This is a genomic window from Turicibacter sp. St.80E1 (assembly GCF_059728495.1).
On record NZ_AP039386.1, the window covers coordinates 81,305 to 102,230 of the forward strand.

The following is a 20,926-nucleotide window of genomic DNA, read 5'->3' on the forward strand; positions in this document are numbered from 1 at the left end:
AGGGAGTATGAAGAGTGTCAACGCGGTTAAAGCCTAAATTATTATCAGTTATGAAAACTTACACAAAAGAGCAGTTCGTTAAAGACGCCATAGCGGGAGTGATTGTTGCAGTAATTGCACTCCCGTTATCGATTGCTTTAGCTATTTCATCAGGTGTTTCACCTGAGCAAGGATTATATACCGCGATTATTGCTGGTTTTTTCATTTCATTACTTGGTGGAAGTCGAGTTCAAATCGGGGGACCAAGCGCTACATTTATGGTAGTTGTTTATGGGGTTGTTGCTAGTCATGGTGTAGAAGGATTGCTACTTACTACGATATTAGCTGGAATTATTTTAATATTATTTGGATTGTTACGATTAGGGAGTATGATTAAGTATATTCCATATCCTATTACTGTCGGGTTTACGAGTGGGATTGCCTTGACGATTTTTAGTTCACAAATTAAGGACTTTTTTGGGATGACGCTTGAAAATGTTCCGACGGGATTTGTTGATAAGTGGAAACTTTATTTCTCATCGGCCAATCAAATTCATTGGATGCCGTTTATTATCGGTTTGATTGCATTGATCATTTTAATGATCTGGCCAAGAATAAATAAAAAAATTCCAGCCTCTTTAGTTTCGATTGTTGTGACGACGGTACTAGTAGCACTCTTGAATTTAGATGTGCCAACGATTGGAACACAGTATACTCATCTTTCATCCACCTTTCCAAGGCCCTCGTTCCCAGAGGTGACGTGGAATAAGATTGAGATGTTGATTTCCCCGGCGTTTACAATTGCTTTTTTATGTTCACTCGAGTCGCTGCTTTCGGCGGTTGTATCAGATGGAATGATTGGAAGTAAGCATCGTTCGAATATGGAGTTGGTCGCTGAAGGTGTTGCGAATATTGCGTCGGGAGTGTTCGGGGGGATGCCGGCAACAGGGGCGATTGCTCGAACGGTGGCTAATATAAAAAATGGTGGACGCACTCCAATTGCAGGGGTAGTTCATGCGGTGACGTTATTATTTATCTTGTTATTTTTAATGCCATTAGTGAAAATGATTCCATTAGCAACGTTGGCGGCCGTGTTAATTATGGTTTCTTACAATATGAGTGAGTGGCGAATGTTTAAAAGGTTGTTAAGTGCACCTAAAAGTGATGTGTCAGTTTTACTTGTGACGTTTTTCTTAACGGTATTATTTGATTTGACGCTTGCGATTAGTGTGGGAATGGTTTTAACGTCGTTCTTATTTATGAAACGGATGACGGATGTGACGAATGTTCAAGGATTTGAGTTGCACGATGAGGAGGAGGAAGGCCAACTTTTAGATGAAGAGTTAAAGGAGGTCTTGTCCGATGAAATTTTAATTTATGAAGTGAATGGTCCATTTTTCTTTGGAGCCGCGGATAAGTTTTTAGATTCGATTCAATCTTTACAAGGACCGTCTAAAGTTTTAATCATTCGACTTCGAAATGTTCCGGTGATTGATGCCACAGCGGTTCATGCACTGGAGTTGTTACAGGATACTTGTCGTCGTTCGAACACAACCCTTATCTTGAGTGAAATTAACGATAAACCTTATCAGGTGGTTAAGCGTGTTGGATTGGTGAGGGAGATTGGTCGTGAGCAAGTGTGTCGTTATTTTGATCAGGCGGTTGAACGTGCGAAACAGCTGGTGTGTCGGTAAGAAGTTATGAGAATAGGGGATGGCAGCAGGAGGATATCATGAAAAGAATTAGCCGAATTTCATTGGATGAGGTTTGGAAGATGCGCCACGAGGTGATGTGGCCGGATCAATCGATTGAATATATTCAATTACCGAATGATGATCAAGGAATTCATTTAGGATTGTTTGTTGAGGATAGTCTTGTAAGTGTCATTTCGTTATTTATCGATGGAGATGAGGCGCAGTTTCGAAAGTTTTGTACACAGACACACTTTCAAAATAGGGGTTATGGGAGTGAATTGTTACAATATACGATGGATTACGCCAAGGGGCGAGGAGCGAAAGCTATTTTTTGCAATGCCCGAGTGACGAAGTGTTCATTTTATGCTAAATTTGGGCTGATTAGGACGGAAAACCGATTTGTAAAGGGTGGAAAAGAGTACGTCGTGATGAGAAAAACGTTATAATTAATAGGGTGATTTTAAATCGCATCAGAAAAAGGGGCTGTCTCTTCGGAGATAGCCCCTTATTTTATTATTAATCTTCGTCTTTCATGAAGAAATAACGATTGGTACTGAAGTGGTCTTGAACATCCATTAATGTTTCACCAAAGCGTTGGAAATGGACGATTTCTCGTTCGCGAAGATAACGTAACACAGATTTAACGTCTTCGTCTGTTGCGATATCAAGTAAATGTTCATATCCAGCGCGCGCTTTTTGTTCAGCCGCTAGGTTAGCAGTCAAGTCAGCAACTGGATCAGAAGTCACCGCGATATAACCGGCATTCCAGGGAACTCCATTTGGATCGGCTAAAAAGATTCCATTTCCGTGAAGTGAGTAAGTAGAATCAAACCCCGCTTGTTTTAACTCTTCTATTGGAGCTCCATCGGTTAATTGATAAATTAAAGCAGATAACATTTCAAGGTGTGCAAGTTCTTCCGTTCCGATATCTGTTAGTGTTGCGATAGATTGATCGGTTGGCATGGTATATCGTTGTTGAAGATATTCCATTGAAGCAGATAATTCTCCATCGGCTCCGCCAAGAGCGCTAAAAATACTTTGTGCCATTTTAGGGTCGCGTTTTTTAATATCGACTGGCATTTGTAGTCTTTTTTCATAAATCCACATGTTTTTCTTTCCCCCTTATTTATTTTGCCAAGGCCAAGCTCCTTGAATCCAATTGCCTTCTGCGTCAACAGTTTGGTGACCAAAGTTCATAAGAGGCCCATATTTTTTTTCATATTCTCGGACTAACTTTTGAAGTTCTTCTGAAAGTTTTTTGTGGTCTTTTAATGCTTTAGCATCACCGGGATGTGTATCAAGAAATAGGTGAATGTCGTGCACGATTAAACTAATCGCTGAAATTTGTGTTAATAATTGATCTTTAGTCATTAGTGTTGACCTCCTTTAAAAATGAAAACCGCTGGTGCCGAAACTTTTTTAGGGGTATAAGGAGAATAAAGTTCATTGAATCCTGTTCCTTGTTGCATCGTTTGTGCAGGCGTGTTGTATCCTTGATAAGTTTGAGATTTAACATAAGTTGTTGCTAACGGAAGAGTTTCGCAAGTCATTCCTACTTGGTCAGCTCTTGGTTGTGAAGCAACAGTTGCTTGGTAACCCATTTGACTATTTGCGTAGTACTCATTTTGCATTAAGTATAAGTTATAATCTTGTTGGGTTGAACTTTTGAGTGGTTGTTGATCAACGTAAACTAATTCATCACTGACAGGATATTGTTTTTTATCCACAACTTGTTTTGAAACGGTTGGTTGCATTAATGGAACTTTTGCATCTACAGGTTCTAAGTAAGCTTCAACATAGGTTGTTTTTTTATGTTTAGCTGTTGTTGTTTGGGTACTAGCGACTTGTGGTTCTGTTTTTTGAACAGGTTGTGCCACTGGAGCAACTGGTTTAGGTTGAACATCTACAGGCATCACCGGTTGTTGGACTGGAGCCACATAGGGCTGTGCTTTACAAACGGGTGCAGGAGCAACAACTTGTGGATAAGTTGTTGGTACGACAGGTTGTTGAGTCGTTACTGGTTGGTAAGGGGCAGAAGCCACAGGTTGTTGAGTCGTTACTTGCTGATAGGTAGTGGCAGTAACGGGTTGTTGAGTCATCACCTGTTGATAAGTATCCACAGGCATTACTGATTGTTGCATCATAGGGAAACCAGCTTGAACCGGAGTTGTTGGATAAGCTCCTAATGCTGGTGTGGGTTGTCCAATCATACCAGGTTGGGCAACACCGGGAGTTTGAACCGTTGTATTATAAGGATTATAAATCACATTTACACCTAATCAAAACAATTTCGTTTTGATGATGTTCACACGAGGGCGCTACGCTCGTGCAGTTCTCATAAGAACGTCTCATATTTTCATATGAGTGCAGACTATATCATTCCCCATCTAAAAGGGGGATCCTCCACTTCGGTCATCCATCGCTTATGACCTACTCCCTCTCGGGATAGTCGTTGAAGTTTCCTCTATTCGAGGCTTACCTGCTGATCGTCCATTGCACGAACACTTAGGATTTAACCATATGCCATCTCATTCATTTTTTCTACTTTCGTCACCTTCACGCTTAAAACTATTCGCTTTTACGTTGTGGTTGAATGAGCTTTAGGAGATTCCAGCAATTCAAAGGATGTTGAAGAGTACGACTCTCACTCCATGCTTGTTTCCAAACATGGGAGGCATTACCTCCATTTAGAAAGTTTAAAAAATGTGTGAACCTCCTCCAAAGTTCTCAAATTCTTTAAACTTGTAGGCATCATCAACTTGCCTAATCTTAATATATGACAAGATTTTTAAGGAGTGACAAATTTCTCATGAGAAAAAGAGAGAGTGTGCCCCTATAACAGAGAAAGATTTCACTCATAACAGAAGAGGTCTTGAACGAGAAAAAATCTAAATCTTAAGAAGAGGGAGGGGGGATGTTTGTAAAGTCGTGGCAGATGGTTAGGAAAAGATGAATCATAAAAAAGAGAAAAGAATGTTATAATATAAATAATTAAAAGGAATAGGGAGTGCGAGTGGATGATCAGATTAGAATATCGAACGACAATGGATGAATTAATCGAGATGCACGTTCTCGTAAAGGGGATGAGTAAGTGTTGGCGACGGTTCTTGATTAAGGGGAGGATTAAACGGGCGGTGCGTACTTATCCTGGATTATTAAAAGATAAGGTCGTTGAAATCAAGGGACGAAGAGTGACGGCTTATTATGAGGAGCGAACCCTCGGGATTGAGGCCTAACGCCTGATCAAGTTTAACGATAAGTATTATTTGTATGATCAATATCATCAGGGCATTGCGGTTGTTCCACAGTATCTTTTTAAATCAGAGGAAGAGGAAAACTTATTTTTAGAGGAGTTAGATTTGCCTGTAGAATCGGTGAAAGAATAAAGTTGAGGGGGAGAAAAGGCGGATGGAGAGTAAAAATAAGGGATTGAGGTTTATCAAGAGGCATCATCTATTACCAGTCATAGCATCTATTCCAGCACTTATGCTTATCGTACATATTCTGTTTCCTACAGTAGAGGGTTTTATTTTTAAGTATATTGCTTTTAGGTTTTTAGCACTGGGGGTATTGTTGGTATTCGCAACCTGGTTTGTAGATGTATGTCAATATGGTCTTTGTTTGATTTATTTAGCGTATCGGTATTTAAAGTCGGTCAGAAAAAGAGAACCTTTACCTGTTGCTTTTTGGATTGTTAATGCCTTTTTGTGTGGTAAGTTATCTATCCTCTACATCGGTATATACATTATGGAGGGGACGAGGATTACTATAGGTAACGAAGGTTATCAGTTGATTTCTAACCCGATTTATGTTATTTTCTTATGGATTACTGGATGGTGTTGTTCTACTAGAATTTTAAAAAGCGATAAATTAATCGCTTGGTTATTTTTAATTTTTATAATGATAATCGGGGGACTTCTAGCATCGACGTTGGTCGCATTTAATATGGATTATTTCTGCATCCAACTTCAATTAGTATGGTATGCGATATTTTTTTGCGAAATATTGTTGATAAAACGGATTTTAGACAAACCATATCTCGCCGATAAATGGATTGGATGGAAAAAAACACTACTCGTACTCTTCATTTGTATTCCGCTTATGACTTTTATTAGTTTTTATATCCTATTCGGGCTAGCAAGATATTAAGCGAAAAAAGAACCTAATAGACCATAAATAGGACATAAGCAGGTAATTAACACGTATCGAAAAAAAGCAAGATTCGCTGTACGCTGAATCTTGCTTTTTATTTACGATTTTCTGGAATTATTTTTGACAAAGGTAAAAAGTTATTTCATCCCCATCTGTTTGAATACAACAGATGGGAATGATTTTTGTTGATTATGCTTGGATAATTAATGGACGGTCCTTCAAGTTTCGTTTATTCAGTGCTATACTTATGATTATTAAAAGGAGGAAGGGATTAACATATGAGGAGTAAATATCAACGATTAAAATTTATAGAAAAATATCATCTATTACCAGTCATAGCATCTATTCCAGCAATCACATTTATCTTATACCAATTATTACCTGATTTCTCGGTGTTAAATTTTGATGTATCACATGAGGCGGCTTTACTTATTTTTATATTGGTGATTCCAACTATTGGGTGTTTATATTTGGTAAATTTATTTGTATTTTTTCCTTATCTAATATATATGTATTTTAGCACTTTAAGGAGGAAACTTCCCTTATCTCCTACTTTTAGGTTAATTAATAGAGTTTTTATTAGTATATTATTAATTATTGGTGCTAGTATAGTTTTATGGACACACTTAAGTTAAGTCGTTACAATAGACTTAATAAAAGGATGTGTCTGTATGAAAAAATATAATAATGAATTTAAATCAATGATTGTTGAACTTTATAAAAATGGACGTTCAGTTAAAGATCTAAGTCGTGAATATGGTGTTTCAGAAGTAACAATTTACAAATGGATTAAACAAATTTCTCCGATTGCCTCGGTAGATGATACAGAAATTACCCTAGAGGATATTAAACGCATGAAGCAAGAAATGTTACGTCTGCAAGAGGAGAATGAAATATTAAAAAAGGCTATGACCATATTCGCGAGAAAGTAAGTCAATCTGAATTATGTCAGTTTATTAATCAACACCATCAGGAACACGATATTAAGCAACTTTGTGAGGTCTTAAGTGTTCCAAGAAGTACTTATTATCAATCGAAGCATCAAACTGAATCAAAATGGGAACGTGAAAATCAGAAACTACTTGAACGTATTAAAGAAATTTATTTTGAAAGTAAGTGTCGGTATGGTGCTATTAAGGTACACCATCAATTGATTAAAGAGGGATTCACTGTTAGCTTGAAACGTGTTCAACGGTTAATGAAATCAAGCGGTTTAGCTTCGATTATTCAAAGAAAATATACTCCTTATAGACAGTCTAAGGAACTTGTTTTAGAACGTAATAACATTCTAGAACAGGATTTTTCGACGACTTCAATTAATCAAAAATGGGTATCCGATATTACTTATATTTACGTTCAAAAAGAAGGTTGGTGCTACTTAGCTTCAGTGATGGATTTACATTCAAAGAAAATTATTGGTTATCATTTTTCAAAACAAATGACCACAGATATTATCGTAAAAGCTTTAAAGAATGCCTATGTTTCTCAAAAACCTAAAGATGAGATTATTCTCCACACTGATTTAGGATCACAGTATACTAGCCAAGAGTTTAAAGACTTAACTTCAGACTTTAAGATGATCCAGTCTTTCAGTCGTAAAGGATGTCCTTATGATAATGCTTGTATCGAATCTTTCCATGCCACTCTAAAGAAAGAAGAAGTGTATCAAACTACATATGTGACATTTGAACAGGCTAGAATGGCCCTATTTCAATATATTGAAGGCTGGTATAATCGCAAAAGGATTCATGGTTCCATTAATTATTTAACGCCAGAAGAATGTGAGCAACTTGCACGACAAATTGCTTAAAAACTTAACTTTTTTGTGTCCAAAATATTGACCTAGATCCATATTTTTATAATAACTGCTGATTATAATAGATATATTTTTCCTGTTCAGTATGATACATGCTTTTTTAATAAGTTTATTTATGGTCTTCTTTTATTGAGCATAGGGTGGGGGTGTTCGGTAACAAGATTTAAAAATAAAACCCGTATAATTAATCTAATATTTATTTTTATTATATATCATTTTTTGAATGCATTTTTTTATGGTATTGAATTGCATCAGACAATTATGTTTTTATTTGCAAACATTTCATTTTTTGCTGAAATATTTTTATTTAAGGAAGTGTTAAATAAAAACTCTCTTTGAGATAAAACTTGATAATGAACTTAAAAATAGAAACTAGCAATCCATACTTTAATTGTAAGTGGGTAATTATAACACGTATCGAAAAAAAGCAAGATTTGCTGTACACTAAAGGTGCACTGAATCTTGCTTTTTATTTATAATTGTCTTGAATAATTTTTGGTCAAGGTAAAAAGTTGTTTCATCCCCATCCGTTTGAATACAACAGATGGGAATGATTTTTGTTGATTATGCTTGGATAATTAATGGACGGTCCTTCAAGTTTCGTTTATTTAGTGCTATACTTATGATTATTAAAAAGGGAGGGGATGAACATATGAGGAGTAAATATCAACGATTAAAATTTATAGAAAAATATCATCTATTACCAGTCATAGCATCTATTCCAGCACTTATGCTTATCGTACATATTCTGTTTCCCACGTTAGCGTATTTTATTTTTAAGGATACTGATTTTAGTTTTTTAGCACTGGGTGTATTACTGTTATACGTAACCTGGTTTGTAGATGTATTTCAATATGGTCTTTGTTTGATTTATTTAGCTTATCGGTATTTAAAATCGGTAAGAAAAAGAGAGCCGCTCTCTGTTGCTTTTTGGATGGTTAATGCTTTTTTGTGTGGTAAGCTATCTATCTTTTACATCAGTGTATACATTATGAAGGAGATAAGTGCTAGCTTAGGTTGGAACGGTTATGCTTTTATTTCTAACCCGATTTATGTTATTTTCTTATTGATTACTGGATGGTGTTGTTCTACTAAAATTTTAAAAAACGATAAATTAATCGCTTGGTTGTTTTTAATTTTTATAATGATAATTGGGGGACTTCTAGCATCGACGTTGGTCGTCAATAACGGAGATTACGTTCACGGAGATTATTTCCTCATCCAACTTCAATTAGTATGGTATGCGATATTTTTTTGCGAAATATTGTTGATAAAACGGATTTTAGACAAATCATATCTCGCCGATAAATGGATTGGATGGAAAAAATCACTACTCGTACTCTTCATTGGTATTCCACTTATGACTTTTATTAGTGCTTATATTAACGTCGCACTGTATTGGTTATATAATTTTTGATCCAGGTAATTTCACCCCCCAAAAAATTATAGAACTAGTACTTCTCTATAAGTGTTATAGTACCAAAGAGCCAAGATATTAAGCGAAAAAGGAACCTAATAGACCATAAATAGGTTATTAGGTTCCTTTTTTTATTTTTAACAATTAACGACTATTACTTACCTCATTTGTAACAAAATTTTTAAAGGCTTCGTTTGCAGCATCATAATATATTGTGTCTAGAAAGGGCCCGTTTAGCACAAATCTAAATCCCCAGTATATCCCATCTCCTTTATTTATTTCATCGCAGAGGTTATAAAATTGCTTAATATCCCCAGAAAAATTATTTTTAATATATAGTGTTGATCGCTTAAAACAATTTGTTTTGGCATTAGTAATAAAATACTCTTGAAATAAAGCTGAAAAATAATCTCTTTTTAACAAGAGTCCAATGTTTACGGCATCAATGTCACTAATATAATCTTCAAGACTGAATAAAGTATCGTATTGTGGATTACAAATATGTGATTTTGCAAATTGATTTAAAAAGTTTATATCTTTACTTCCTTCAGTTCCGTTATAAACATCTTTTGCAAAGGTTGTTAAATCTCCTCCCCATCCTGAAAACAAATTAATTTGTTCTTCAATAAAAGAAAGAAGAGGGTGCATATAGTCTATTCCATGCGCGGTTGCTGCCATATGATAGAAGTCATAATTTAAAGAAGTGACAGGATCAATAAAATTAAGTGTTAAGTCTGTTAGCTCACTGTCAACTAATTTACAGAAATCACCATCAATTGGACCAGCAGTACAATACCATAACAAAGTGTTCATACTACTTCGTTTGAGATTATATTGCGTAATAAATTTGTTTAAAAGTTCATATTTTTCTTCTTCTGTTTGTACATAAGAGATTTTGAGATTGATTTTTTCAAGTGTAGCAGTAAAATCTGCTATTTGAGTTGGTGTATACTCTTCACCGTAGCCTCCTAATTTTCTTAAGTACTGTAAAGTTAATGAATTGATATTTTGTGCTGTTGCGCTTGTACCCTTATTTTCTAAATAAGTACGCGCAACCCTTTCAATTTTTATTAATGAATTATAGACTTGCCCAATTTGTGTAGGCTTACTTAATAAATTAAATCCCTTATCAAGTCTAGATATAGCTACCTTATCAATGCTAATTCTTCCATTTCCCTCACCAATGGTGATATCAGTTGCGAATTGATCAAATGCCCATAACTCTGGCATTGTAAATCCTAAATTTCCACTAAATCCATAGGAAGCATCTGAAACAAAAAGATTATCAATTCTGAATGTGGCATTTTCATATTTTCTTAATAGTCTACATACATTCCGTGTTCCATAAACTCCAATATTGTAGGGAGAGTCAATTTGGGAAAAGTATTGGTTAATTCCTTTAAAATAAGGATAGACGTAATTGGTGATTTCAGCCTCTTGTGGATCGTAATCTACCGCAAAATAGATCGTTGTTCCGCTTGGAATACATAAGTCATAAGCTGCCTGAACCGCCTTTTGAGCATGGGTATATCCTTGTTGTTGATTAAAGGCAGAATTTTCAGCACCGTATTCTTGAAAGATTGGGAAAATAGATAATCCATTTTTTAACTATTAATGTGCAAAACTACTTCCAATTAATTTCCAGCTATAAAATACCAGTAAAAAAAGAAAAAACATTAACTTAAATCCCTGTATAATTAAGTCTCCTACAACCAATTAACGAGGGGGAATTAAGTTAATGTTCATGGATAGTATTATATCAGATTCAAATTCAATTTTCAAATTTTTAAAACAACTTGATTTAGATTTATTCTTATCTAAACCTCAGTTTAATCATGTTAACCAGTTTCTAAACTTGATGATTCAGGAAAATTATCAGGGGAAAATCTCTGCCGTTAAACACTGTCATCGGACAAGTTTTGGACGATTTTTAACGGATAGTCCTTGGGATGAGGAGGCGATCAGTCACCAGATTCAAACCTATGTTTTATCCTGTATCTATCAGCGTTCTTATCAAACTCAACAACCTATTTACGTGATGGTTGATGATACGACTTGTGTTAAAACTAAACCTTCGTCACGGGCAACACATCCTATTCAAGGATGTAGCTGGCACTTTTCTCATCTTCATCATCAACACGTTTATGGTCATCAATTTGTCGCCTTGATGCTTCAATGTGAGGATTTAATTCTTCCTTATCAAATCATTCCCTATGAAAAAGAGAAACAGAGTAAAATCGAACTCGTTCGAAGAGCTCTGATGGAATTACCCAAACCTCCCTATAAAGGCTATGTCTTAGCGGATAGTTGGTATACGTGTGAAGCTCTCCTTCAAACGGCTAAGCAAGTCGGGTTTCATTATTTAGGAGCGATTAAAACGAATCGAATCATTCTTCCTAAAGGTTACCGTCCCAACGGAATTCAACTGAAACAATTTGCGAAAACATTATCCCTTCATGATCTCGACTTAGTGACCGTCGGATCTGAGCGTTATTATACGTATCTATATAAGGGACGAATAAGAGGGGGACATGTCGTCCAAATCATTTTAAGTTGGCCCCAAACGGCTCCTTTGGAAGAAAAAGCTTTACGTTGTTTTATGAGTCATGATTTGAAAATGTCTGCCAAACAACTACTTAAACACTATACTAAACGTTGGCCTATTGAAATTTTCTTCCGAGAAGTGAAGCAAAATTTCGGAATGGGGAACTATCAAATTCGAACTTTACAAGGGATTAAACGATTGATGTTAATGATTCAATTCGTTTACCTTTATTTAAAACGAATAACGTTAAATAATCGTTGTTTGGGTGACAGTTTACGCCAGTGTCAACGAAAGCAAAAACAAGAATTAGTGAAATTAATTTATCATAAAGCTCAAAAAGGTGTGGAATTAAAAACCATTTTTGAAGAGTTGAAAATTGCATAGGGTAAGTGTATTTTCATTCCTTGGAAAATTTTTCTTAAAAATTGCACATTAATAGTAGAATATAAAATAATAAGGAGAGACCTATTTATGAATGAATTAGAGGCACAACATAAATTAAAAGCTAATGGATGTGGATGCCTTCTTGCTTTAGGTGGATGTCTTATTCCGCTTATTTGTTTTTTAATTCCCATTTTCCTCTTTTTTCAGTCTATATCTAGAGAAGTAACAAACGAAATAGTTATTTTTAAAAGCTCTTCTCCTAATGAAAATTATACTCTTTCAATTATCCAAAGAGGTATCAGTTTTCACGGAAAATATATGTTTTATATAGAAACTGATGATGGGACAAGAATAGAAGTGAACTTAGTTTGCCACGAGAACTTTGATGATTCGAATGTTTTAATTGAATGGAAAGATGATAACAATGCTACTATTACTCTATATGGTGATTATGCTCAAACAATCTATTACAATGCTCCAAATAATTTTGAATTATAGCCACTCTATTAGGATAGAGGAGGTTTAATCTTGAGGCTTAAATAATCATTGCTTATACAATTCTACTGAAGTTGAGTGGTTATATAAAACATTAATTTCATTGAGTACCCAACTCGAAGATTGCTTTTATAATAAGGAAAAAAGCCAGTAATTTTTGGCTTTTTTTTATTTTACAGGAGATTCGTTTTTCTTGAGGTGGTGCCAAGCTTTCCATAAGACAAGGGCACAGATTAAAAAGGCGGTAAAGTCGGATATTGGGAAGGCATACCAGACACCGTTGAGTCCAAGGGTGGTGAATCGTGGTAGTATAAGAATCAAAGGAATTAAAATGATGAATTGTCTTAGAATGGATAGAAAGAGGGCGGGAAGTGCCCGACCAAGTGCCTGATAGAATGTAGAGGCAACGGTTTGGAGCCCGATAGTCCAAAAGAAAAGGAGTTGAAGTCTTAAGACGAAAGTTGCCTGGGAAATTAAATCAGCATTCTTGGTAAAGAGTTTGATTAACCATTGGGGGAATAAAAATCCTGTCATGGAACCGACGGCTCCGATAATGGTTGTGTAAATAAGTGCTAGTTTAACGACCTGTTTAATTCGCTCTGGCTGTTTGGCTCCATAATTGTAACTAGCAATCGGCTGTAATCCTTGGTTGATTCCCATAATCGGTAAAAAGAAAAGGGAAATGATACGATTGACTGTTCCAAAGGCGGTAAGAGCAACGGTTCCACCTAAACTTCTTAATGTAGCGTTGGTGATAAGTGCAAAGAGAGAACTCGCGGCATTTCTGGCAAAAGCGGAAAATCCAACGCTAATAATGGCAGTTATGACTTTAGGGTTGGGAAGAAGAAAACGTCGCTCAAATTTCACGATACTTCGATGGCTTAAAATAAAAAAGAGCGAGAAAGTAGTAGCGAGTGCCTGAGAAATAACCGTCGCCCACGCAGCCCCGGTAATGCCAAGATGAAATATAAAAATAAATAATGGATCAAGTGCAATATTAAATAGCGCTCCGATTAAAACAGTGATCATCGAAATCTTGATATTGCCCTCGGCACGAAAGACGGCACTTGCAAGTAGGGCGAGCGCATTAAAGGGAATCGCCCAAATCCCAGCGAAAAAATATTTTTTTGCTTGAGGGATTAATTCTTCATTAGAACCGAAAAGGTAAAGTAGTTTATCAGCAAAAAAGAAACTAATGACCATTAATAGAAGAGAAATGATGAGGGTTAGTATATAGGCATTTGTGGTGATTTGGTTGGCGCGCTCGTTATTTTTCTCACCGAGACTACGGGAAAGAGCGGATGCACACCCAATAGAAACCATTTGTGCAAAAGCAGTGTACATCGTTTGAATTGGATAAACAATTCCAATGGCACCTATCGCTAATGCACCGACTCCCTTTCCAACAAAAATGGTGTCAACAATAGGATAGATTCCACTAACGACCATTGCAATAAAAGCGGGCATGGATAACGAAAAAAGTAATTTATTAATCTTCTCTGTTCCGAGAAAATGACTGTCTCGTGGTGCCTTCATGAATCTAGCCTCCGTTAATTAAATTGAAACGCCTACGACTTATATATTTACCTCATAATGAATGTAGTGGATTTCAATAGATAAATAATAATTTTCATTTATATAGTATGGCGATTTTGGATGGCTCTATTGATAGGTATTTATTAATTTTATTCAATAAAATTTCAGATAGGATGATGAGTTAGAGAAAGGTAAAGATTTAGGATCAAATATTATTGGATAAAGTTGCAAAAGAATGAATAAAAAACGTAAAACGATAGATAGTAATAGAAGAGTATAAAAAAAAGATAATTTTTATGAAAGGGTATAGCAATGCTAGAAAAACATTCAATTATCTTGACTTTTTTTTACATTATTCGGTAAAATAGTTCAAATAGGGGGTATGAAAAGGTATGGATTAAGCTTCATATTTATTAATTTTCATAGATTAATGGTTATGAAATTTAATTCATAGCATCTTTTTACTAAAGCCTATTTGAGTATAGATATTTTAGCAAACTAAGGGTGTGAGACTTTTGGAAAATACGAATTTTCTACCAGCTATTATTATTTTCCTTGTTGCGTATGGAATTATTATTTCTGAAAAACTAAACCGCACAGTTGTTGCCCTACTTGGAGCAATTGCGATGGTTGTATTTCATATTTTATCGCAAGAAGAAGCTTTTCACGTCATTGACTTTAATACGATTGGGCTATTAGTCGGAATGATGACTATCGTTAATATATTGAAAAGAACAGGAATTTTTCAATATATTGCGATTAAAACTGCTAAACTGTCGAAGGGTAGTCCATGGAAGATTATGCTTTACTTCTCTGTTGTTACTGCCGTTGCATCAGCGCTACTTGATAATGTGACGACAATTTTATTAATTGCTCCGGTTACATTTGTAATTACGGAAACACTGGGACTAAATCCTGTTCCGTTTTTAATTACCGAAGTATTAACGGCTAATATTGGTGGAACGGCGACGTTAATCGGAGATCCACCTAACATTATGATCGGTGGAGCTACCAATCTCTCATTTATGGATTTCCTTATTAACTTAGGACCAGTTGTTGTTGTGATTTTCATTGTGGTTCTACTATTATTGAAATTTATTTACGGATCTCAACTGAAAATTAGTGAAGAAAATAAGGCTAAAATAGCTGAGTTTGATGAAACGAAAACAATTACCGACCCTGTCCTACTGAAAAAAAGCGGGATTGTCTTGTTAGGGACAATTATTGGATTTGCGATTCACCAATCATTTGGACTTGAATCGGCAACGATTGCTTTATTAGGAGCTGGAATTTTACTCTTAATCAGTAAAGTAGATGTAGAAGAAATTTTAACCGAGGTGGAATGGCCGACTATTTTCTTCTTTATGGGACTATTTATTATGGTTGGTGCCCTAGAAGAAATAGGGGTTATCGAGGTGGTAGCTAATCAATTAATTAGTTTAACTCATGGTAATGTATTTGTGACGACGATGTTAATTTTATGGGTAGCAGCCATTGCCTCAGCATTCTTAGATAATATCCCGTTTGTTGCGACGATGATTCCACTGATTCATAGCATCGGTGCCACAGGGATGGATACAACATCACTTTGGTGGGCACTTGCATTGGGGGCTTGCCTTGGAGGAAATGGTAGTGTCGTTGGAGCAACTGCTAACGTTATTGTCAGCGGAATGTTACATAAAAAAGGTTATAAATTAACATTTGGTGACTTCTTAAAAATTGGTTTCCCATTAATGCTCATTTCAGTCTTTATTTCGATGATTTATTTAATTATCTTTTATGTATAATTAAATTGGAATTTTAAAATTAGAAATAGGGATGTTGAATCGGAAAGGAAATCAAATTATGGCAAATAGAAATTATTATTCGAATGCTTCTAGCTTTACGAATGGAAATGTTTTAAACATGGAAGCTGAACAACACGAAATGAAGTTACGTCAAATGGGAGGAGAAGTTCTCCAATTAAACTCAAGATGTTGTTACGTGAGATTTATGGTGGGGGATTTTAGACTGTCGTACGTTTATAACATTAATCGTTCCAATCATTATTTCCTAGAGCGTCTTAAACCGTATCCTCTTCCTTTAAAAGAATACGAAAACGAAGAAGATGTGGTTGAAATGATCCGTCGTGATTTAGAGCACTTTGAAAATGCAACGAAAAGTAAAAATATTCACTCCTTTATTAAAGTAAATCAGGAGTTGAACAAGACAGCTAACGCGTTTGAAGATTTGTTCTTATATTACAACGTGGAAACGTTCCATACGGATACTATTTTAAAAAAATTAGACGAAATTAAAGAAGAGATTCATAAAACGGTGAAAGATTCAGTTCGTTTATACGAAGAAGAGGAACCTTATTCATTAGTTCAATTCTTAGAAACTTCATCGAAATAGAAAAAGGTCGTAAAGCATAAGCTTTACGACTTTTTCTTATTCATGATTTTTTTAACTTCTTTAGCAAGATAGCACAGAGCCATCACGTTAATCGTTGCAGTAAGGGCGACCCCAACGTCTACGAGTGACCAAATGAGCGAGGCCGATCCGATAGATGACACTAAAATAACGAGTAAGACAATGATTCGAACAACTGTCAAAATCTTTTCATTTTTCCATAAAAACTTGACGTTACATTCCCCGTAGTAGTATCCAGTGAGAATCGTACTAAAGGCAAAGAAAAAGATGGAGATAGAGAGAATGATTCCGCCGATGGGACCAAATAGCTGAGTGAGGGCGTATTGTGTGAGTTCAATTCCGTTACTTGATAAACTTCCAACCTCTGTCGCATGAGTGACCATAATCAAGAAGGCAGTAATGGTACAAATAAATAAAGTTGTGACATAGACTCCAAAAGATTGAATATATCCTTGATCGGTTGGAGAGTCACTATTGGTCATTGCAGCGGCATGTGCCCCAGATCCCATCCCTGCCTCATTTGAGAAAACGCCTCGTTTAACACCTGTGATGACGGTATACATCACGGTTCCTCCAATTAAAGGCGAAGGTCGAAAAGCATCCTCAAAAATGGTGATAAAAAAGGTTGGGACATAGTCGAGGTGGGTCATCATCACGAAAAGTCCCATCCCGATATAAAATAGTGCCATAATTGGAACGATTTTTGAGGTCATGTTAGCAATCGTTGAAGCACCACCGAAGATAATCATTGAAGTAATGAGGCTTAAACCAACCCCAGTTAATAAAGGTGGGATCGATAAAACGTCTCGAAAAGAGGTCGCAATCGTATTTGCCTGAATGGCGCTAAAACCAAAGGTATAGGTTAAAACGATAATAAAGGCATAGATGATTGCAAATCCTTTTTGGTTCATTCCGTATTTAATATAATAGGCAGGTCCCCCAACGTAAAGATCACCATCCTTTTTTTTGTAGAGTTGGGCAAGTGTGCTCTCGACGAAAGAAGAAGCGGCGGTAATTAAGGCGCTGACCCACATCCAAAAGACACTTCCCGGGCCGCCAATGTAAATTCCTAGAGCAACTCCTGCTAAAGAACCGACACCGACACGTGCGGCGAGGGCCATCGTAAAGGATTGGAAAGACGACACGTTGCTATGAGGATTTTTTTTTGTTAAGCATTGAAGCATTTTTTTAAATTTAAATTGCGCTCCTTTAAAATAGAAGGTGAAGATTAGGCTAATTAACATTAAGGTTGGAATAGCCAAGTAGGACCATAGGATGTGTTCAAAGTTTTTGACGATTTCTGTCATATTAAATCCCCCATCATTGTTTCATAGTTAGTATCTAGCTTATGATAGTACATGAGGAATATGATAAAAATATGAAAAAGGGATATCTTTAGACGATATCCCTTTTTTATTGGCTCTTTGTCAAATCGTGTGGGTGAATAAAATCTATACATGTAATCAAGAGGAATTAGGCCATTCTTTAGACGGCTTGGTTCCTCTTCTTTTTTTGTTCAAAAGTGTATTTATGAATAATCAAAATTCTTGCTTTGAAATGGTAGAAACTACGGTATCCGAAGGCAATACGTTTAATGACTTTAATGTTATTGTTAATTCCTTCGAGTACTCCATTTGTATAAGGAGTTTCGATAGTATTTTTGACATAATCTTGATAATGAGTGAGTGTTTTTAAGGCTGTTTTCATTTCGTGTGAAAGCAGGTCAGAGGGGTGTTGAATGGCATGATGAAATATTTCAAGGTTACGAAGTTTAATAGCCTGTTGGACAGTTTGGTAGAAATCATAAGTCTCCTTTAGTTCAGGGTCTAGGGCTAATAAAAAGTCAATAATTTCTTGTTGAGAGATCATCTTTTTGAAGCAGTTGGAATAGAAGTAATGAGTGGCATTAAGATCTTCTTGGGCTTTTAAGAGAAGTCGCCAATAATATTTGAATTTATTATAAAACTCTTTATTTTGATTCATGAAACGAATGCGTGTTTTATTAAGAGCACGAGAGACTAGTTGAACGATATGAAATTTATCTAAAACAATCTTAGCCTTAGGGAATACCTCTTTAATGAGTGTCATATAAGGGGCGTACATGTCAATGACGACGTGGGTTACACCTTCACGAGCTGCTTTAGAAAATCGCATAAAATAAGTCCTTAGTGTACTTAAGCGACGGTCTTCAACGATATCAATTAGCTTTCCATTGGACGCATCACAAAAAATGAAGGACATTGCTCCCTCGGCCGATTTAACCGACTTAAACTCGTCAAAACAAAGAACTTTTGGGAGAGAATTAAAGGGAAGCGGCTGTTCTTCATAGGAAGAATGAATGACGCGGTTAACGGTTGAATGAGAAACGTTAAGCTCACGTGCAATATCTGTTTCGGATTTCTTATGACTAGCTTCTAAAAAGATGGCTTGTTTTACGGGAGTGGAAATAAAACAATTAGGGTTAACAAGAGATGTTTCTAGGGTAAATGTTCGGTCGCAATGACGGCATTTATAACGTTGTTTTTTTAAGTCTAGATAAGCATCAAATCCGGAAATTTTGACTAGCTTAATACGTGAAGTTTTGAAGCCGTGTTTAATGATATTTGAGTCAAAAGAATGACCACAGTGGTAGCAACGAGTCGGTTGAAAAGAAAGAGTTCCCAAAATAAGTTTAGAACGAACATTCTTAATCTGAGTTTCTTGGATACAATTTTTTGAAAAAGTAATATTTTTATCTTTTAAATCAAGTAAAGTTGAGATACAATTAGTGTGAGACATAAACCCAATCCTTTCGTGTTTTTTTGGTCGATTACATTGTATAGAATTTGGGACGTTATGTCTCTTTTTTTGTACTTATTTTTTAATTCCAATAAAAGAGGTGTGGGCATCACCCACACCAAATATTATAGAACCTTTTTATTTTAATGATGTAATTCTAAATATTTTGCAATCGTACGAACCATGACCCCGGTTCCACCTTTTGGACCTAAATCGTAAGCAGATTTTGCTTCGGCAGTTCCTGCGATGTCAAGGTGAATCCAAGGGGTATCACCTACAAATTCTTTAAGGAATGCAGCTGCCATAATCGCTCCTGGTTTTCCAAGAGGAGCATTATTTAAATCAGCGACTTCGCTATTACGAATTGATTTTTGATCACGAGGATGGAGAGGCATTGGCCAAATATATTCAATGGCTTGATCAGCCGCCTGTTGGAAGTCGTTTAAGAAAGCTTGATTGTTTGTAAATGCACCCGTAATATCTGACCCGAGTGCAACGATGATGGCCCCAGTTAATGTTGCCAAATCAATAATTTTAGTGGCCCCTAACTGCTTAGCAAATGTTAGAGCGTCGGCTAAAATGAGACGTCCCTCAGCATCGGTGTTTGTCACTTCAACTGTTTTTCCGTCCATGGTTTTAAGAACATCACCGGGTTTAATCGCGTGAGAACTAATCACATTATCTGTAGCCGGAATAACAAGTAATAAATTAACAGGTAATTGAAGACGCACGGCAACCTGAAAAGCACCGAAAGCAGAAGCAGCTCCACCCATATCTCCTTTCATTCCTTCCATACTTGAACGGGGTTTTAAACAATAGCCCCCAGTGTCGAAGGTGATTCCCTTACCGACTAAGGCAGTAACCTCATTGCTTGTTGCATTTCCTTGGTATTTTACAACGATAAGTTTTGGTGGTTCAGTTGATCCTTGGTTTACTCCGAGAATTCCACCCATCCCTAGTTTTTTCATTTCGTCTTTTTCGACAATATGAATGTCTAAGTGATGATGATTAGCAAATTTTTTGATATGATCGGCTAAATGAGTGGCTGTCAGATGGTTGCTAGGTTGATTGAATAATTGTCGGGCATCATTGGTTGCTTCTCCGTAAACGACACCACGAGTTAAATCAGAAGTTACATCTTCTTGTGCATAAATAGATAAGGTGACAGGCTCAGTATGTGGATGCTCCGTTTTATAACAATCAAATTTGTAGGTCGCTAATGTAATGGATTCGGCACATAAGGTAGCCAACTCGTTGATAGAGGTAGTTGGTGATTGAAAAGTTTCTAATAATAATATAGCCTCATTTTTAATTAGTTTAGCGATTTTTCCAATTGCTTCTTTAGCCTTCTCAAATGTAAATTCTGTTGATTTTCCTAATCCGATAAAATATAATTTTTTACTGTTAATTTTTCCAAGAGGATAAATTGGAGTGACTGCTTTAAATTTTGTTGGAATAAAGCCTTCTTTTATAGCTGTTGTTAATTGGTTGTTTAATAAATGATCTAATTGAAAAATATCTTGATGTGAGAAATCAGAGAAAACCCCAATAATAAGAGGACGCTCCTCGGTTTCTAGATTTAAATCTGATTTAAATTGAATCATAGATCTCACCCTTTCCTTTTTCAATATTATATACTATATTTCAAATTTCGACAGTAATTTACTATTATTTTTTCCATTTTTATGAGAAATATGATTTAAAAATAAAAAGAGAGA

General features: G+C 35.8%; 18 protein-coding genes and 1 pseudogene. 10 read left to right on the plus strand and 9 right to left on the minus strand.

The annotated features are described in order from the left end of the window. Positions 1-14 precede the first annotated feature (14 nt). A complete protein-coding gene (locus AC6I0I_RS00385) occupies positions 15-1,673 on the plus strand; it encodes a SulP family inorganic anion transporter (RefSeq protein ID WP_262953758.1) in 1,659 nt (552 codons plus the stop codon). 38 nt (positions 1,674-1,711) lie between these two features. After that, positions 1,712-2,119 (plus strand): GNAT family N-acetyltransferase, encoded by a 408-nt coding sequence (locus AC6I0I_RS00390; RefSeq protein WP_262953757.1) that lies wholly within the window; start codon positions 1,712-1,714, stop codon positions 2,117-2,119. 70 nt (positions 2,120-2,189) lie between these two features. Here AC6I0I_RS00390 and AC6I0I_RS00395 read toward each other — a convergent pair whose 3' ends face one another. Genes AC6I0I_RS00395 through AC6I0I_RS00405 form a run of 3 tightly spaced genes read right to left on the minus strand, consistent with a single transcriptional unit; the run spans position 2,190 to position 3,940 of the window. Beyond that, positions 2,190-2,780: a manganese catalase family protein gene (locus tag AC6I0I_RS00395; RefSeq protein WP_262953756.1), complete on the minus strand. Its 591-nt coding sequence runs from the start codon at positions 2,778-2,780 to the stop codon at positions 2,190-2,192. A gap of 15 nt (positions 2,781-2,795) precedes the next feature. Further along, a complete protein-coding gene (locus tag AC6I0I_RS00400) occupies positions 2,796-3,044 on the minus strand; it encodes a spore coat protein CotJB (protein ID WP_262953755.1) in 249 nt (82 codons plus the stop codon). Beyond that, positions 3,044-3,940, minus strand: a complete 897-nt coding sequence (locus AC6I0I_RS00405) for a spore coat associated protein CotJA (RefSeq protein ID WP_262953754.1) — start codon at positions 3,938-3,940, stop codon at positions 3,044-3,046. The genes AC6I0I_RS00400 and AC6I0I_RS00405 overlap by 1 nt, the downstream gene beginning before the upstream one ends. 750 nt (positions 3,941-4,690) lie before the next feature. On the opposite strand from AC6I0I_RS00405, the gene AC6I0I_RS00410 reads away from it, so the two are divergent. The 4 genes from AC6I0I_RS00410 to AC6I0I_RS00425 all read left to right on the plus strand — a co-directional run bounded on the left by AC6I0I_RS00410 (position 4,691) and on the right by AC6I0I_RS00425 (position 9,058). After that, complete coding sequence (locus tag AC6I0I_RS00410; protein WP_161832741.1) at positions 4,691-4,909, plus strand: hypothetical protein; 219 nt, start codon at positions 4,691-4,693, stop codon at positions 4,907-4,909. A gap of 337 nt (positions 4,910-5,246) precedes the next feature. After that, positions 5,247-5,822: a hypothetical protein gene (locus AC6I0I_RS00415; RefSeq protein WP_161832742.1), complete on the plus strand. Its 576-nt coding sequence runs from the start codon at positions 5,247-5,249 to the stop codon at positions 5,820-5,822. Between the two features lie 674 nt (positions 5,823-6,496). Next, positions 6,497-7,635, plus strand: a protein-coding gene (locus AC6I0I_RS00420; protein ID WP_262953963.1) for an IS3 family transposase whose coding sequence is annotated in 2 segments (ribosomal slippage) — positions 6,497-6,722 and positions 6,722-7,635 — 1,140 coding nt in all. Because the reading frame shifts where the segments join, the coding sequence is not laid out codon by codon here. A gap of 658 nt (positions 7,636-8,293) precedes the next feature. Next, positions 8,294-9,058, plus strand: coding sequence for a hypothetical protein (locus tag AC6I0I_RS00425; protein WP_161832743.1), 765 nt, complete (start codon positions 8,294-8,296; stop codon positions 9,056-9,058). A 144-nt stretch (positions 9,059-9,202) separates the two neighbouring features. Here AC6I0I_RS00425 and AC6I0I_RS00430 read toward each other — a convergent pair whose 3' ends face one another. Next, positions 9,203-9,871, minus strand: a complete 669-nt coding sequence (locus AC6I0I_RS00430) for a hypothetical protein (protein WP_497993666.1) — start codon at positions 9,869-9,871, stop codon at positions 9,203-9,205. A gap of 345 nt (positions 9,872-10,216) precedes the next feature. Then, positions 10,217-10,651, minus strand: a pseudogene (locus AC6I0I_RS00435) (glycoside hydrolase domain-containing protein); the annotation flags it as partial. A gap of 145 nt (positions 10,652-10,796) precedes the next feature. Here AC6I0I_RS00435 and AC6I0I_RS00440 point away from each other — a divergent pair. Further along, positions 10,797-11,987 carry an IS701 family transposase gene (locus AC6I0I_RS00440; protein ID WP_161832744.1) on the plus strand — a complete coding sequence of 397 codons (1,191 nt, stop codon included), beginning with the start codon at positions 10,797-10,799 and terminating at the stop codon, positions 11,985-11,987. Between the two features lie 87 nt (positions 11,988-12,074). Continuing rightward, the gene (locus AC6I0I_RS00445) at positions 12,075-12,485 is read left to right on the plus strand and encodes a hypothetical protein (RefSeq protein WP_262953871.1); all 411 of its coding nucleotides are present in this window, start codon (positions 12,075-12,077) and stop codon (positions 12,483-12,485) included. 165 nt (positions 12,486-12,650) lie between these two features. Here AC6I0I_RS00445 and AC6I0I_RS00450 read toward each other — a convergent pair whose 3' ends face one another. Continuing rightward, complete coding sequence (locus AC6I0I_RS00450; RefSeq protein WP_262951154.1) at positions 12,651-14,018, minus strand: MATE family efflux transporter; 1,368 nt, start codon at positions 14,016-14,018, stop codon at positions 12,651-12,653. A 515-nt stretch (positions 14,019-14,533) separates the two neighbouring features. On the opposite strand from AC6I0I_RS00450, the gene AC6I0I_RS00455 reads away from it, so the two are divergent. Then, positions 14,534-15,805, plus strand: coding sequence for an ArsB/NhaD family transporter (locus AC6I0I_RS00455; RefSeq protein WP_262953870.1), 1,272 nt, complete (start codon positions 14,534-14,536; stop codon positions 15,803-15,805). Positions 15,806-15,863: 58 nt separating this feature from the next. Continuing rightward, entirely contained in the window at positions 15,864-16,412 is a 549-nt protein-coding gene (locus AC6I0I_RS00460) for a hypothetical protein (protein ID WP_262951156.1), read from the plus strand. A 23-nt stretch (positions 16,413-16,435) separates the two neighbouring features. Here the strand turns inward: AC6I0I_RS00460 and AC6I0I_RS00465 are convergent, their stop codons facing one another. The 3 genes from AC6I0I_RS00465 to AC6I0I_RS00475 all read right to left on the minus strand — a co-directional run bounded on the left by AC6I0I_RS00465 (position 16,436) and on the right by AC6I0I_RS00475 (position 20,812). Continuing rightward, complete coding sequence (locus tag AC6I0I_RS00465; protein WP_202618780.1) at positions 16,436-17,737, minus strand: alanine/glycine:cation symporter family protein; 1,302 nt, start codon at positions 17,735-17,737, stop codon at positions 16,436-16,438. A 178-nt stretch (positions 17,738-17,915) separates the two neighbouring features. After that, positions 17,916-19,208, minus strand: coding sequence for an ISL3 family transposase (locus AC6I0I_RS00470; RefSeq protein ID WP_338506149.1), 1,293 nt, complete (start codon positions 19,206-19,208; stop codon positions 17,916-17,918). Between the two features lie 143 nt (positions 19,209-19,351). After that, on the minus strand, positions 19,352-20,812 hold the full coding sequence (locus AC6I0I_RS00475) for a leucyl aminopeptidase (RefSeq protein ID WP_161832421.1): 1,461 nt from the start codon (positions 20,810-20,812) through the stop codon (positions 19,352-19,354). Positions 20,813-20,926: the final 114 nt, after the last annotated feature.

Excerpts from the sequence above, each read along its gene's own strand:
- AC6I0I_RS00445 (WP_262953871.1), top strand. The coding sequence starts at position 12,075 with ATGAATGAATTAGAGGCACAACATAAATTAAAAGCTAATGGATGTGGA.
- AC6I0I_RS00390 (WP_262953757.1), top strand. The coding sequence starts at position 1,712 with ATGAAAAGAATTAGCCGAATTTCATTGGATGAGGTTTGGAAGATGCGC.
- AC6I0I_RS00460 (WP_262951156.1), top strand. The coding sequence starts at position 15,864 with ATGGCAAATAGAAATTATTATTCGAATGCTTCTAGCTTTACGAATGGA.
- AC6I0I_RS00465 (WP_202618780.1), bottom strand. The coding sequence starts at position 17,737 with ATGACAGAAATCGTCAAAAACTTTGAACACATCCTATGGTCCTACTTG.
- AC6I0I_RS00440 (WP_161832744.1), top strand. The coding sequence starts at position 10,797 with ATGTTCATGGATAGTATTATATCAGATTCAAATTCAATTTTCAAATTT.
- AC6I0I_RS00425 (WP_161832743.1), top strand. The coding sequence starts at position 8,294 with ATGAGGAGTAAATATCAACGATTAAAATTTATAGAAAAATATCATCTA.
- AC6I0I_RS00470 (WP_338506149.1), bottom strand. The coding sequence starts at position 19,208 with ATGTCTCACACTAATTGTATCTCAACTTTACTTGATTTAAAAGATAAA.
- AC6I0I_RS00400 (WP_262953755.1), bottom strand. The coding sequence starts at position 3,044 with ATGACTAAAGATCAATTATTAACACAAATTTCAGCGATTAGTTTAATC.
- AC6I0I_RS00395 (WP_262953756.1), bottom strand. The coding sequence starts at position 2,780 with ATGTGGATTTATGAAAAAAGACTACAAATGCCAGTCGATATTAAAAAA.
- AC6I0I_RS00430 (WP_497993666.1), bottom strand. The coding sequence starts at position 9,871 with ATGAACACTTTGTTATGGTATTGTACTGCTGGTCCAATTGATGGTGAT.
- AC6I0I_RS00475 (WP_161832421.1), bottom strand. The coding sequence starts at position 20,812 with ATGATTCAATTTAAATCAGATTTAAATCTAGAAACCGAGGAGCGTCCT.
- AC6I0I_RS00410 (WP_161832741.1), top strand. The coding sequence starts at position 4,691 with ATGATCAGATTAGAATATCGAACGACAATGGATGAATTAATCGAGATG.
- AC6I0I_RS00450 (WP_262951154.1), bottom strand. The coding sequence starts at position 14,018 with ATGAAGGCACCACGAGACAGTCATTTTCTCGGAACAGAGAAGATTAAT.